The following is a 13,683-nucleotide window of genomic DNA, read 5'->3' on the forward strand; positions in this document are numbered from 1 at the left end:
CAGAAAATCTGACTGCGTAGATCCGCAGTAACTCTGCCGTCAGAAGTAGATCGATAGAAAAAGTAATGGTTGTTGTGGCAATTCATCCCCCAACAAGATTGGGGGAATTCTTGCCTATGTTATTAAATCAATTTCATATGTTGAATTCGAGCTTCTTCTTGGTGCGGGAGCCCAAAACCCTTTCGACAGTATAGCCGCACTTTTTGCACTCCAGAAGCACCTTCTGCCGCTTTGCCATCTTCTTTACTGTTGCTTGTCCTTTGACCTTGCCGTGGTAGCCCTTCAGCTTCCTGTCCCTGCGGCGCTGGCCGATATTGAGCCCCGAGTTCGGCTTCTTTGAATAGATGGTCACTTTGTGAGGGGTATGGGTGTTGCATTTGGGGCAGTATGTTGTGATTTCCTTTGGTATCTTCATTGTAACCACTGTTTAGTAGCATCATGATAGTTCGCAGAGCTTGTTCGACATGAGGTATGCCGCATCCTCCTCGTTGGAAACCTCCACTATGCTGGATTTGTTTATAGGCCCTATCTTGTTTCCTGATGGGAGGAAAATCTCAGGTATGTCTCTGAGTGCGTGTAATGATGGTTTGCTCATTTTTCCAGCGCTTAAATTTTCGTTGCTGAAAAGTTTTTGCAGGGCATTGTAGAATTCGGCCTCTTCTGCGGGGGCCGGTTGCGGCTGCTGCTTGCCGTACGCAACATACACCATTATTTTTTGCTTGCGGCGTTGGAATATGGCATCTACAATCCTTATGGTATTAGTTTTGATTGTTGTTGATTCTTCGTTGTTTGCTGTGTCCAGTTCTGAAACAAACGCTTGCACGTCCGAATAGAAACTTTTGGGTATGAGTTGAAGTGTATTGGTTGCTTTCTCAGATTGGTAAATCTGCCAGATGTAATCATAACTTATATTCATAGTCAAGTCAGCACCCCTATCTTCCTCTAATCATAAAACACAAACACTGCAACTATAATACTTGAATTTTGTTTTTTGTTAGGTATATATATTATTAACAACGGCCGAATACCGGAATTGCAGGGTCCCTAAGCTTGGATAGCGAGGAATGGATTTGAACCATTGATCTCCGGGTTATGAGCCCGGCGGGCACTCCAGACTACCCCACCTCGCTTCGAAATCAACACAAGCCCCAATGACTGCAGGCATATTATCACGCCAAACTATTAAAATAGTGCATTCTTTGCGTGCAGGCGTGAATTGTTATCTGTACTTCTTTCCCTGCGCAAGCTTGTATGGTTCGGAGGCTGCCTCTGCACCCTTCTCTGTCTCCTGCTCATCATCAGCGCCGGCCAGCTTTTGGGCGCTTTCGGCGCTTATCTGCTCGTTCGCCTCCCTCACCAGCCGGTCGGCCTCTATCCTATCTATCCTAGTAAGCATGCCATTGCATGTGCACCTGAATCTGGCCTCGTAGGCCGCATCGAAGGTGAAGATAAGCTTATTGTCGTCATAGCAGTTCTTGCAGATAAAGTAGTCATTGCAGTTGTCCTTGACAACATCGCCAGTCTGCGTCATGTTCTTGACATAGTCCAGGAACTGCCCTATCTTGTTCACGTTTATGTACCACGCAAAGGAAAGCCAGCCGTCGACGTTCTTGGAAATGTTGTAGTTGGTTATGCCGTAGCCTTGCATTATGTTGAGTATGCGCCTTACCGCGTTGATCTTCAAGCCAAGCTTGTCCGCAATCTCCTCATCTGTCTTTGGGGAATTTAGGAGCTCAACTACCTCTATAGCCCGCTTGCTCACGTTCTTCCTGAGATAAGACGATACCATATCGTTGCTCCCCAGGCTGTTTATTATCACGCTTGCGGCTCTAGCGTACATCTCCGCAGAGTCTACAACGCCTGCCTTTGCCGGCCTTGGAGCCTGCTTTTGAGCTGCGGGCGCACGGCGGTTTGAAGCTGCAGTACCGTGCCTGCCCTTGATTGCATTACTCCCGTGCCTGGCCGTGCTTCTCCGATCGCGCTTCACGGCGCTTGCACCGGGGCGCATGCCTGTCGTGTGCAGGTGCGTACGCTTAGCAATGTTCGTCTTCTTGCTTTTGGCTGTGCTGCGCTTTTGCCGCGCTGCGGCTGCCCTGCGTTTCTTCGAAGCGTGAACTGCCTTTTTTGCCATAAAATGCGCCTTAGCGTAGGTTCCTGTTATGCATCTAGTATTTTGTCTTTTCTAGTATTTAATGGTTGCTATGATGGCTTTCGTAAATTCTGCTTGTGCTCCAAGAACCACTGGTTAGGATATTGCAGCGCAGGAAATATTTATGCATTGCGCTTGCCATGTCGTCGCACTAACGCTCTTCGCTGGTTATCGATTGAAGCGAGACCGTATCACAGCACATGATATAAATACCTTTACATGCAGAATCCTCTACTGCAAGCCTGACGCTTATTTTGCAAGTTTGCGAGGGAGATTATGGGCTTTTACAAAGAATCAAAGAAGGCGTTCGCAACCGAATACAAGGAACGCTCCCAGACCTATAGGGACAGGCTTGCCGCATGGGGCAAGGAGTCTGCCGTGTCAATGGCGATCCGGCCGACTAACCTAGCAAGGGCAAGGGAGCTCGGCTACAAGGCCAAGCAGGGCGTGCACATAGCTAGGGTATCTATCCGCAAAGGCAGGCGCATGCGCCCTGCAGTAGGCGGTGGCAGGAAACCGTCGAAGAGCGGACGCTTCTTCTCCAGGACGAAGTCCCTGCAAACGATCGCGGAAGAGCGCGCCGCTGTCAGATTCGCGAACATGGAGGTCCTAAATTCATATTTTGTCGGTGAAACGGGCGAAAGGCGCTTCTACGAGGTGATATTGCTCGACAGGGCAAGCCAGGTCGTCATGGCCGACCCCTTCTACAGTTCTGTCGTCTCAAGAAGGTGCAGGGCCCAGCGCGGCCTTACCCGCTCCGGCAGGAAATCCCGCGGCCCGCCGCGCTGACCGTGTTTCCCATGGCTAGCGCAAACTCCTACAAGGCAACGATAACAATAGCCAAGCGCCTGCCAATCGAATACAAAGGCGTTATCGGCGGTTACAAGGCATACAGGCGCAGCAGCATCTCTACGAAAGAGGACAAAGCCTCGATCTCAATAAGCATAGCAGCTGACGATGCAACCGCGTTGCGCGCGTCATTGAACTCGATAATGCGCGACATACGCATAATAGAAAGCACCGGAAGGCTTGCTAGGCGGCATCAGACGGACGGCAGCGCTGCCAAGCGTCGGCAGGCGAGGCGCCGACGTTCATCCAGCCTAATATAGCGCCATCCATGTGTCTACCGGTACTTCGTCGCATAATGAAAAATCTATAAATATGTGCGCCCATCAATATGCTTGGCTCTAGGACGCACGACGTGTCATCTTTTTCACTTCGGTGCACTTTCAATTAGAGCATTGCAGCACAGTGGTTCGAATGGCAGGATCGCTACAATACTGGCCCAGGCGGCGTGCGCGGCACAGGCTTCCACGCATCAGGAACTCGCCAATACTGACTGAGCCGGCGCTTTCCGGAATAATCGCGTACAAGGCCGGAATGGTGAGCCTTGGAGTTGTCGACGATTCCAACTCGCCCACCAAGGGCATGGAGGTAATGCGCGCCGGTACTGTGCTCGAAATTCCAAAGATGGAAGTTTACGGCATAAGGCTCTACAAGCGCGATGCAAACTCAGGCTACAGGGGCGCTGCCACAGAAGTATTGCACAGGCAGGCCTCAGAGAGGTTAGGCATCAAAAAGGTAAAGGCCGATGAAACAAAGCTCGCAGACCTGAAGGCGAAGGCCGGCGAATACGGCGACGCCACAGCGCTCGTGGCCGCGTATCCGAAGGGCATGAGCGTAGGCCAGCACCACACTACCAGGTTCGAGAGCGCTGTCGGAGGAAAGAGCGTCGAGGAAAAGCTTGACACGCTATCGAAGCTTCTTGGCAAGGAGCTCAAAGCGTCAGACGTGTTCAAGCCTGGCGAATACATAGATACGATTTCCATAACAAAGGGCAAGGGCTGGCAGGGTGCGATAAAGCGCTTCGGCGCCTCGCGGCAGTTCCACAAGGCAACGCAGAAGATAAGGCACGTCGGGCCCATCGGGGCGTTCACTCCAGGGAAGGTGCTCTACAGCGTGCCACGGGCCGGACAGATGGGATTCAACTACCGCACGGAGCAGGGCAAGCGCATACTTAAGATAGGCCAAAAGGAGAGCGCGCACGAAATAAACCCCAAGTCGGGGTTTGCAAACTACGGCCAGGTAAGGAACGATTACGTGCTCATAGAAGGCTCTGTGCCAGGCGCTGCCAAGAGGCTCGTCAGGATAAGGAAATCCATAAGCGGGCAGGGCGCCAAGGGCGCGAATGAGCCCAAACTCACATTCATAACGGGCTGAATTAGATGGCAACCACCAACTTGTACTCTCCGGACGGCAGGCAGGCCGGCAAGGTGGAGCTGCCGCAGATCTTCAGCGGTGAGGTAAAGCCCTGGCTGATAAGCAGGGCCGCCGTCGCCGAGCAGTCAAGGCGAATGCAGCCGCAGGGCCATTTCGTCCTGGCAGGCATGCAGACTACGGCAGCATACTACGGCGCCATGATGTCATGGCGCTCCGGCAGGCACGTCGGCAAGGCGATACGGCCCCGAGAGAAGCTCGGAGGCGGAGCCCTTGGCAAGATAAGGCGTATACCCTCGTCCGTCAAAGGCAAGCGCGCGCACCCGCATCTTGTCGAGAAGGGCATACACGAGAGCATAAACGACGGCGAATACAGAAGCGCGGTCACCAGCGCCGTAGCAGCTACCGCAAGCAACGAGAGCATGCCGCCAGGCCTATCGGTCAGCCTTCCTGTAGTGGTATCAAATGGCATTGAATCGGTAACCAAAACTAAGGCCGTGCTCGCGCTTCTCAAGGGCATTGGTGTGCTCGAATATGTGCTTTCAGGCAGTTCAAAGGTGAGGAAGGGAGTAAGGCGCTCGTCAGTCCAAAAGCCGAAGGCGCGCAGGGTGCTCGTCGTGGTCAATGCCGACAAAGGCATAGCCAGGGCCGCGCGCAACATACCCGGCGTGGAGGTGAGCACCGTCGACCAGCTCAGCATAGAGAAGCTCGCGCCAGGCGGCGCGCACCATGTGCTGGCGATATGGAGCGAAGATGCCGTAAAGGGCGTGACAGAAGCGATAAGCAAGCTAAGCTTGAGGTGAATGCATGTCGGTGCTCAGATATCCGCTCGCGACAGAAAAGTCGATCAACGCGGTCTCACGTGGCAACGTCATAGTCTACATTGTGGACACGCGCTCGACGAAGAGCGAGATAAGCAAGGAGTTCGAACGGATGTTCAACGTGAAGGTGGAGAGCGTGCGCATAGCCAACTTACCAACCAACTCGAAGAAGGCGTTCATAAAGCTGGCGAAGGGCTTCAACGCCAGCGACATCGCCATGAAGCTGAAATTGGTGTGATGCATGGGAAAGAAACTCAGGCAGCAAAGAAGGGGCAAGGGCAGCAACCTGTACACTAAGCTGCCGGGCACGTTCAATACGAGCGTCAGCTACGCCAAGGAGCCGTCGTTCACCGGCTACGCAGAGGTGATGGGGCTGAAGAACGATACGGGCCACACATCGCCAGTCATGGAGGTAGCATACGACGACTTCAGCAGGGGCTTCATGCTTGCGCCAGAGGGAATAGCCATCGGCGCCAAGATACACTTCGGTTCCGGCAGCTACAGCATTGGCAGCGTCATGAGGCTTGCCGACATACCTGAGGGCATACCTATATTCAACATAGAGTCCGTGCCCGGCGACGGCGGCAAGTACGTCAAGGCGGCAGGCGCGTACGCCTACATAACGTCCCGCACGGGCAATACCGTAACGGTGCTCATGCCTTCTAAGGCAATGGTCACCATGGATTCGGCGTGCAGGGCGCAGCTCGGCGTAGTTGCGGGCGGGGGCATGAGCGACCAGCCGTTGGTAAAGGCTGGCAAGAACCACTACATCATGCACGCGATCAACAGGACCTGGCCAAGGAACCGCGGCGTGAAGATGAATCCTGTGGACCACCCGTTCGGTGGGAAGCAGCACCATAAGGGCAAGAGCAGCATGACCTCGAGGAACGCTCCGCCCGGAAGGAAGGTCGGGCACATAGCCGCAAGGCGCACTGGCAGAAGGAAAAGGTAAGGAATAAATACCGATACAACGATAATTTAGACGGTGTTATCATGGCAGAGAGAATATCAGGCACGGCTGTTAAGAGAGAGCCAGGCTACCTATACTATCTTGGCAAGGACGGCTACGTGTGGCGCACGCCTATGAGGGGCAAGAAGGGAAGCAAGGAGAAGGTCTCGCAGGAGAAGGTTTCGCGCGAGGATGGCTACCTGTACTTCATAGACTCGAGCGGCTACGTGTCGAGGGCCAAGCAGGCCCGAGGCAGGAAGTAAGTGTAAAACATGGCTGAAAGGATTGCGTTCAAGGGCCGGCTTCCGAATGCTTTGGCAGCGATGAGCATAAGCGAATACAAAGGGCTCGTCAAGTCGAGGCAGAGGCGCTGGCTCTCACGCAACTCCATTCAGTACAAAAAGCTGTCCGAGAGGATAGAGAGCAGGAAGGCTCAGGGCAAGCCCGTCAGGACGCACATGAGGGAAGCCCTTATTCTGCCTTCATGGGTCGGCATGGAGTTTGATGTTCATAACGGCAAGGAGTTCGTGCGGGTGGGCATAACGCCCAACATGCTTGGGCACAGGCTTGGCGAGTTCTCGCCCACGACCAAGCGCGTGCAGCACTCTGCTCCTGGAATAAAGGCTACGCGCGGCAGCAAGTTCCTTGACAAGAAGTGAGGCGTTTTAGTGAAGTATTCGTTCAATGCAAAGGGAGAAAGGCTCGTATTCGCTGGAGCCAAGGACCTCAACGCCAGCCACAAGGATCTGGCGGCGGTGTGCGACTCGATACGCTACAAACCGACAGAAAGCGCGATGGCGATACTGGACGGCGTGGTGGATGCAGGAGCCCCGATAGAGTTCAAGAGAAACAACAAGGGAATGGGCTCTAGGCACGAGCTGCACGGCCGCAAGGGCAGGTACCCAAAAAAGTGCGCGGCAATGGTCAGGAAGGTGCTCGCCAATGCCATGGCTGTCGCAAGGTCGAAGGGCTATGACGATACGGGCATGTTCGTTGTGCACGCATCGGCCAACAAGACACAGATAGTCAGACGCTCGCCTTCAAAAGGCATGCTCTACCACTCTGACAGCTATGGCTACCCGTCGATAAGGCACAGCGACATAGAGCTGTCAAAGGTGGAGATAGGGCTTGCCGTGCCAGAGGACGTTAAGCTCGGCAGGCAGACGATGCTCATGCTTAAGAAGTTCAGCTCCATGTCTGCAAAGAAGAATGCGCAGGCGAAGGGAGCGCCGCAGAAGCCGAAGGCGCAGGTCAAGGCGAAGGCGCCAAACGCCAAAACAACATTGAAAACAGGCATAGGGCTGGCCAAGGTGCAATCAGAAGCAGGCAGCAAGCCAGCCACGCAAGAAACACCGAAGGAGAGCAAGCCCTCAGACGAGCCGCCGCGTTCTGCACCTCAAAACCAGGCTGAGGACAAGTCTGCAAGCAAGAATTAGGTGAATAGATGGCCATCGAAAGAAAATTCATCGACGACGCGGTAATAAAGCTTAACATATCGAAGTTCCTCTCGAGAAACCTCTCGAAGGCGGGCTTCTCGCGCGTCGAGATACAGAAGACGCCCGTACTGACGCGCATAACTGTGTATGTGCTCAATCCCGGCAGGGTCATAGGCAGGGCCGGCAAGACGATTGACGAGCTCACCGAAACCATACGCTCCAAGTTTGACGTCAACAATCCGCAGATAAGCGTTGTGGAAGTCGGCAACAAGATGCTCGAGCCGCTGCTTGTCGCAAAAGACATAACGTTCAAGCTAGAGCGCTCTATAAACCCCAGGAAGATCCTACAGTCGACGCTCAAGGTCATAATGGAGAATGGGGCACTGGGTGCAGAGATAATAATGAACGGCAAGCTGGCAGCGAAGGGAGCACGCGCCAGGTCAATACGGAAGAGCGTGGGCTACATACCGAAAGCGGGCGACGTCACATCGCTGGTACATGTGGGCGTTGCTACAGCCTATCCGAAATACGGCGCAATTGGCGTGATAGTAAGAATAGTGCCGCCAGGCACGAAGTTCCCAGACAGGGAAATAAAGGCCGTTGAAATACCAAAGGCAATACTGAACAGCTGAATGCGGTTTGGCTAGCGAAACGTGCGGAAAGGTTTTTAGCATAGGCTTCGCAAAAGGGAAGAAGCAGCGCAACGGAACGATTGCATGGGCTACATAATACTTACTGCATTGATCGCCTTCATAACTATGTTCGTGCCTGGCGAGCTTCTCGCCCTGGCACTGCTCCGCAAAACCAAGTTATCCTTCTTCGAGATTTCTGTCATAGGATTCATATTCGGCCTCATAGCGCCAGCGAGCGCCACCTGGATAGAGTCATACTTCATGAATGCAGTGCACGCGTTCACGTTCTCGCTACCTCTCTTCGAAGCCAATGCCATTATACTTGCAATAGTAGGCTTGGCGCTCTGCATACAGCAGGGTGCCTTCGACGGCCTGTTCGCTGTGCTGGGCAGTAAGCGCAAGGAGGTTGTAGCCGCAGAAAGGGCCGAGATAGCGTCTCTTGAGAAGGAGGCAAAGATGACTATCACTCAATTGCGCGAAGAGCTATCCCAATACGAGGCTGCAAGGTCGGTGATATCGCGGCACCAGGCAGAGGAGGGCGATATGCGCAGGCGGCATGAGGGAGAAATGAGCGGCATCAACCTCAACCCTAACGAGCGCGCCCACATATCCAGGCTTCACTCTGAGGAGGAAGAGCGCCTGATGCGCGACCACGAACAGGAGGAGCGCCTGCTGCTGTCCAAGCTTAAGAGCGGCACCACACAGGCAACGCGCCATCGCGGCGTTTGGCTCGGCGCAAATTGGGTGTGGCTGGTTCTGCTCACGATAATGCTGCTCACGTTTGCAACGCGCATGCTTAGCGTCAGCATAACCCCACAGTTCTTCGAGTTCGATCCGTACTTCGACATGCTTAGCGCAGAGTCAATACTGACATTCGGCTATCAGGTGCTGTTCTCGCCAAGCGCCTGGCCGACCATAGCTGCAGGCACTGTGATGCGCATACAGCCCATAGTGCCCTACCTAGAGGCTTACTGGTACTCGCTGGCCAACTCCCTTGGCCCGCACTATGCAACGTTCAGCACCTCGCTGATGAGCTATGTAGGCGGGATTTACGCCCCTATAACTGCAGCATTACTCGTCTTTGTCGTGTTCATGCTGCTCTACCACGAGTACGGAAAGTACATCGGCCTCATAGGCGCATCGCTTGCAGCTACCATGCCTGTGCTGTTCACCACGTTCGTATCAGGAGAGCAGCTTCTCGAACCTTGGGGTATATTCACGCTTTTCTTCTTCTTCGCGGCATACATGCTTGCAGTCAAGGACATGAAGAGCACAAGGCTAGCCATACTGGCCGGTGTAGCATTCGCCTCAACGTTCCTCGGCGCCCACTACTACACAGTAGATGCCGGGGTTCTCGCCATTTACATACTTATACAAGGCATAATAAGCGCGTTCAGGAATGACCTGAATCGCGATTTCTTCAAGATGAACATAATAGTTATAATCGTGATATCGCTTTTCCTGATCGCGTATCACCCATACCACGCCACGCTCTCTGGTCGCATACCAAACCTTCTTGGCATGCCTATCACTGTAGGCCTGCCCATAGCTGCGCTCATAATCGTAGCGATATTCGAATATGTGCCGAAGGCGCTCAAGAAGTACAACATGCTGTTCAAGAAGCTTAACTTTACTGAGTATCTTATCTGGTTCGTATTCCTGCTTGTAGTCGTGGCAGCATTGACATTTGCTACGCCTGTAGGCAATCCAATAAAAGCATACCTTAACCTAAGCACAAAGTTCACGACGCCTTCGTCTGCGCTCTTCATGACTGTTGAGGAGTACATACCGACAGGTCCGCTGTACAACTTCGGATCCAGCGGCTTAGGGTTGCTAGGTTCAAGTATCGGTGGGGTGCCGATAGTGCTGTGGCTGGTTTGCCTGATCTCGATATTCTTCATTTTCCTGTCTATAGGAATAAGGAACAGCAAGACAGGTATACTCTATGTGGCCATAGCCTTGCCATTGATGCTTGCAGGATTCTCAGAAGTAAAGTATCTTCCCCACTTCGGGGTAGCGCTGATCATGCTTTTCGGCATAATGCTCGGCGAAATCTATTTCATGGTCAAGTCAGACTACTACAAGGGCCTGAAGAACCGGGACCGCGTACTCATGGTATCTGCCGCTTTGGGCCTCGTATCACTGCTCATAAGCTTCTCCCTGTCGACGACTGCAGCGCTTTACGCCATAGCATTCATATTCATAGTGCTGCTGTTGCTGCTTCTTTATTTCAGCCAGGCGCTTGGCAAATCTATGTGGAAGCAGGACGAAGTCACAGCCGACTCTATGCATATGAATTTCATAATGGTCCTGGTCTTTACTGCAGGCCTGTTCATGATATCAAGCCTGTTTGCATTCGTCTACCTGTTCATACTGCTAGTCACCCACAAGATGGACACACAAAAGCGCAAGCTCTGGGGGCTCATAGTTCTGCTGCTAGTGATAGAGATAGCTGCAATATTCGTCAACCATTCACCTATAATGGGCGAAAGCACTTCCATACTTTCAGCTTTCTCTGCCGCTGCTCTTCACGCCTCCAGCCCAACCACCGCCTGCAATACGCTCGCTTCGACGAGCAGCATAGGCTACGACCTGTACTGCAATGTGGTTCCGCAATACTGGCTTGAAGCTACCGCTTGGATGCGCCAGAACCTCGGCCCCTATGCCCCAAGGGTGCTCTCATGGTGGGACTATGGCGACTGGATCAACTGGTTTGGCAATACCAATGCGGTGCTCAGGGGCGACAACGCTAATGCGCTTGAGGATTATGCCACAGCAGCCAGTTTCGTTCTTGGTACAAACGACAGCTTCGGCCCGTCCGTACTGGCCAACATGATGAACACCAACCAGACGAAGTATGTGCTGTTCGACAACCAGCTCATATCGAAGTGGCAGGCGCTCGACTTCCTAGCATGCGTCGACGTGAACCAGACATCTAGGGCATACGCGATAGCACAGGGACGCCTGCAGAGCCCGCCCCAGCCGTATGTGCTCGGCAACTCTCCATGCGAGCTCAGCCACGATCCAGCGTACACGCTCGTGCCATTGGATGCGCTGATCGGAGCAAACACATCGTCGCTGAACTTCTACTGCTCGATATCAAACTCGACAAGCACCTATATCAAGTCTTACGAGGTGCAGGGCAATTCGCTATCTAACACAAGCGTTTGCGTAAGCACGATTCCGACATCGACCGGAGCGGCGCAGCTCTACACGTCTACCGGCGCGAAAATGAATGCAATGATACCTTTGAGCTATTACGTAGGCGTAATACCCATCCAAGGCACAGACTTCGTAGAATACCCGACAATATACCTCCCGAACGGGCCGAACGGCACCATAACCGACGCACCGTCCAAGTTCTACACCTCAAACTACTACAGGGGCTTCTTCCTTGGCGAGCTTCCAGGATTCACAGAGGTATACCCAAGCAACGCTACGGGCATAAACTACATCAACGGCACGTACCCGATACGCATATTTGAGCTTAACAACTTCACAGGCACGCTGCCTGCTGTGCCGAGCAAGCCCTCGTGGGTGCACAACAACTACACCATGCCGTAGCCTATTAATTCCTTTCCGAGACAAATACTCCTTGCATGGGCTTGTAGCTCAGCCTGGTCAGAGCGGCGGTCTTATAAGCCGTAGGTCGTGAGTTCAAATCTCACCAGGCCCATCAATTAGCGTGCAAAACGGCCTCGAGCTTCTTACCCATTGCCCTTCTCCATGCTATGGCCGGAATGCGGTTCCTCGCCCTGCTTTTTTGCGTCTTTGAACAGAAGCTTGTAGCTTACGCCGCTCAAAAGCTGGAATATGCCGCCGATGAATATCGGTACGGGCAATGCATAGTCCATCAGGTAGCCGCTTGCCCCGGAACTTAGCTGCGCTGCCCTTGAGGCTATGCCCTGCACGCTTGTCGCAGCTCCATAATCCTCTGTATCTATGCCCCTTACATTGACAGAAGTCCTGCTCGGGCTTCCGAAACCGGCTATTATCGCCCTAGCGACATACACCAATGCTACAATGACAAGCGCAGGCGATATTGCCATTAGAAAGAGCAGCAGGCCGCTGAGCATCCTAGTATAAGAAGATATGTTGAGTGCGTTGAACTTGTGCGCTATGGCCGAAGATACGTATGAACCGGATGCAGTAGCGATGTATACAACGCTGAATATTATGCCTATCTCGAGGGGGCTGGCCCCGTAAGAGAGTTTAAACCACAAGGGCAGCAGGGGCATCACAAGGCCCATTCCCACGCCGCCCAATGAGTTTGCAACAATCATCCTCAGAGAGTATTTTATGCTGCTCTTTTTCATGATCTTTGTAGTCTTGGCAGGCCTTTGGGCGTCGTGTAGCATCATCAAGAATATAACTGAAACGCCAAGAAGCGCCGCTGCAATGACGAACAGGTACCTATATGCGCTGAGCAATCCCACATATAAGCTCAATGGTGAAACCAGACTGAAGATTATGCTTCCTCCAACGGCTGCTGCCGAAGCCGTCATTGTCAATAATGAATACTTCCTGACCCTTTCCTTTCCTTCTTTATAGTTGTTGGCAACAAACGCATTTGTTCCAGGAGAAAATGCTCCTCGCATGCCTCCAGCGCTTCCACTCAACCCAGCTATTATCATACCAGCAATTATGTATGCAACTGAGGATGATACGGCTATGATAAGCGCCCCTGCAAATGCAAACGTCTCAGCAATTACGAGCTCTGCCCTGTAGCCCTTCCTGTCCCCTATAATGCCAAGAAGCATCGTGAGGAAGACCATGAAGAGCATTGTAGTTGCGGCTACAAGGCCCACCTCTATTATGCTTATGTGCAGCGCAGTGAGATAAAGCGAAAAGGCAAGGCTCATGTATATCAGGGCTATGCTTCTGAATGCCCTTGAGTAAAGCAGGTACTTGAACCGTCCATCTACATTATCTTTGATTATACAATCAGCTCGTCACTATACGATTTGCATTAATACGCGCCAAGCCTATTTAATAACTGCAATTGCGTGCTAATCTTTCAAGCATTGCGCCCTGCCGCAACTCCTATATAGATTGCCATGAAAAGAGCTTTGTGGTTAGGTGGAATGCACATTCTGCAAACTAAAGGACGACAACAGCAAGATAATTGCGGAAGACAAGCTGTGCTATGCAGTATTTGACAAGTACCCTATAGAACGCGGCCACATGCTCGTCATATCAAAGGAGCATTATCAAGACCTGCTTTCAACGCCCAATGAAGTTATATCCGGCATGTCATTGATGGCCGTAAAGCTCGGACGCATGCTAAGGGATCGCCTTGGGGCAGACGGCGTACAGATAAGCACCAATGTGGGGGATACGGCAGGCCAGCTCATAATGCACGTCCATATCCATGTCATACCTAGGTATGCCGGAAAGCCCAACAATTTTTCAAAGCGTGGCATGCTCTCCCAAACAGAGCAGGAAACGCTCAAAAAGCTCCTCGCCAATTAAAAATAGG

Annotated in this window: 16 protein-coding genes and 2 tRNA genes; 13 read left to right on the forward strand and 5 right to left on the reverse strand. The window is 52.6% G+C overall.

Annotation, left to right across the window (positions count from 1 at the left end):
* Positions 1–133: 133 nt before the first annotated feature.
* The 4 genes from M1158_02685 to M1158_02700 form a co-directional block, all read right to left on the reverse strand.
* The gene (locus tag M1158_02685) at positions 134–415 is read right to left on the reverse strand and encodes a 50S ribosomal protein L44e (GenBank protein ID MCL5100003.1); all 282 of its coding nucleotides are present in this window, start codon (positions 413–415) and stop codon (positions 134–136) included.
* A 21-nt stretch (positions 416–436) separates the two neighbouring features.
* The gene (locus M1158_02690) at positions 437–922 is read right to left on the reverse strand and encodes a hypothetical protein (protein ID MCL5100004.1); all 486 of its coding nucleotides are present in this window, start codon (positions 920–922) and stop codon (positions 437–439) included.
* A 133-nt stretch (positions 923–1,055) separates the two neighbouring features.
* A tRNA-Met gene (locus M1158_02695) sits at positions 1,056–1,130 on the reverse strand.
* A gap of 89 nt (positions 1,131–1,219) precedes the next feature.
* On the reverse strand, positions 1,220–2,131 hold the full coding sequence (locus tag M1158_02700) for a hypothetical protein (GenBank protein MCL5100005.1): 912 nt from the start codon (positions 2,129–2,131) through the stop codon (positions 1,220–1,222).
* A gap of 294 nt (positions 2,132–2,425) precedes the next feature.
* On the opposite strand from M1158_02700, the gene M1158_02705 reads away from it, so the two are divergent.
* The 12 genes from M1158_02705 to M1158_02760 all read left to right on the forward strand — a co-directional run bounded on the left by M1158_02705 (position 2,426) and on the right by M1158_02760 (position 11,880).
* A complete protein-coding gene (locus tag M1158_02705) occupies positions 2,426–2,938 on the forward strand; it encodes a 50S ribosomal protein L15e (GenBank protein ID MCL5100006.1) in 513 nt (170 codons plus the stop codon).
* An 11-nt stretch (positions 2,939–2,949) separates the two neighbouring features.
* Positions 2,950–3,258 (forward strand): hypothetical protein, encoded by a 309-nt coding sequence (locus M1158_02710; GenBank protein MCL5100007.1) that lies wholly within the window; start codon positions 2,950–2,952, stop codon positions 3,256–3,258.
* A 151-nt stretch (positions 3,259–3,409) separates the two neighbouring features.
* Positions 3,410–4,369: a 50S ribosomal protein L3 gene (rplC, locus tag M1158_02715; protein MCL5100008.1), complete on the forward strand. Its 960-nt coding sequence runs from the start codon at positions 3,410–3,412 to the stop codon at positions 4,367–4,369.
* Between the two features lie 5 nt (positions 4,370–4,374).
* On the forward strand, positions 4,375–5,169 hold the full coding sequence (gene rplD, locus M1158_02720) for a 50S ribosomal protein L4 (protein ID MCL5100009.1): 795 nt from the start codon (positions 4,375–4,377) through the stop codon (positions 5,167–5,169).
* A 4-nt stretch (positions 5,170–5,173) separates the two neighbouring features.
* Positions 5,174–5,425 (forward strand): 50S ribosomal protein L23, encoded by a 252-nt coding sequence (gene rplW / locus M1158_02725; protein ID MCL5100010.1) that lies wholly within the window; start codon positions 5,174–5,176, stop codon positions 5,423–5,425.
* A 3-nt stretch (positions 5,426–5,428) separates the two neighbouring features.
* Entirely contained in the window at positions 5,429–6,139 is a 711-nt protein-coding gene (locus M1158_02730) for a 50S ribosomal protein L2 (protein ID MCL5100011.1), read from the forward strand.
* Positions 6,140–6,180: 41 nt separating this feature from the next.
* Positions 6,181–6,399, forward strand: coding sequence for a hypothetical protein (locus M1158_02735; protein ID MCL5100012.1), 219 nt, complete (start codon positions 6,181–6,183; stop codon positions 6,397–6,399).
* Positions 6,400–6,408: 9 nt separating this feature from the next.
* Positions 6,409–6,795: a ribosomal protein S19 family protein gene (locus M1158_02740; GenBank protein MCL5100013.1), complete on the forward strand. Its 387-nt coding sequence runs from the start codon at positions 6,409–6,411 to the stop codon at positions 6,793–6,795.
* A 9-nt stretch (positions 6,796–6,804) separates the two neighbouring features.
* Positions 6,805–7,572: a hypothetical protein gene (locus M1158_02745; GenBank protein MCL5100014.1), complete on the forward strand. Its 768-nt coding sequence runs from the start codon at positions 6,805–6,807 to the stop codon at positions 7,570–7,572.
* An 8-nt stretch (positions 7,573–7,580) separates the two neighbouring features.
* On the forward strand, positions 7,581–8,204 hold the full coding sequence (locus M1158_02750; GenBank protein MCL5100015.1) for a 30S ribosomal protein S3: 624 nt from the start codon (positions 7,581–7,583) through the stop codon (positions 8,202–8,204).
* 84 nt (positions 8,205–8,288) lie between these two features.
* A complete protein-coding gene (locus tag M1158_02755) occupies positions 8,289–11,768 on the forward strand; it encodes a hypothetical protein (protein ID MCL5100016.1) in 3,480 nt (1,159 codons plus the stop codon).
* 37 nt (positions 11,769–11,805) lie between these two features.
* Positions 11,806–11,880 (forward strand) — tRNA-Ile (locus tag M1158_02760).
* 31 nt (positions 11,881–11,911) lie between these two features.
* Here the strand turns inward: M1158_02760 and M1158_02765 are convergent.
* Complete coding sequence (locus M1158_02765) at positions 11,912–13,066, reverse strand: MFS transporter (protein MCL5100017.1); 1,155 nt, start codon at positions 13,064–13,066, stop codon at positions 11,912–11,914.
* A gap of 217 nt (positions 13,067–13,283) precedes the next feature.
* Between M1158_02765 and M1158_02770 the strand changes: the two genes are divergently transcribed.
* The gene (locus M1158_02770; protein MCL5100018.1) at positions 13,284–13,676 is read left to right on the forward strand and encodes an HIT family protein; all 393 of its coding nucleotides are present in this window, start codon (positions 13,284–13,286) and stop codon (positions 13,674–13,676) included.
* Positions 13,677–13,683: the final 7 nt, after the last annotated feature.

Source organism: Candidatus Marsarchaeota archaeon (assembly GCA_023473665.1).
Classification (GTDB): Archaea; Micrarchaeota; Micrarchaeia; order Micrarchaeales; family Micrarchaeaceae; genus JAMCYM01.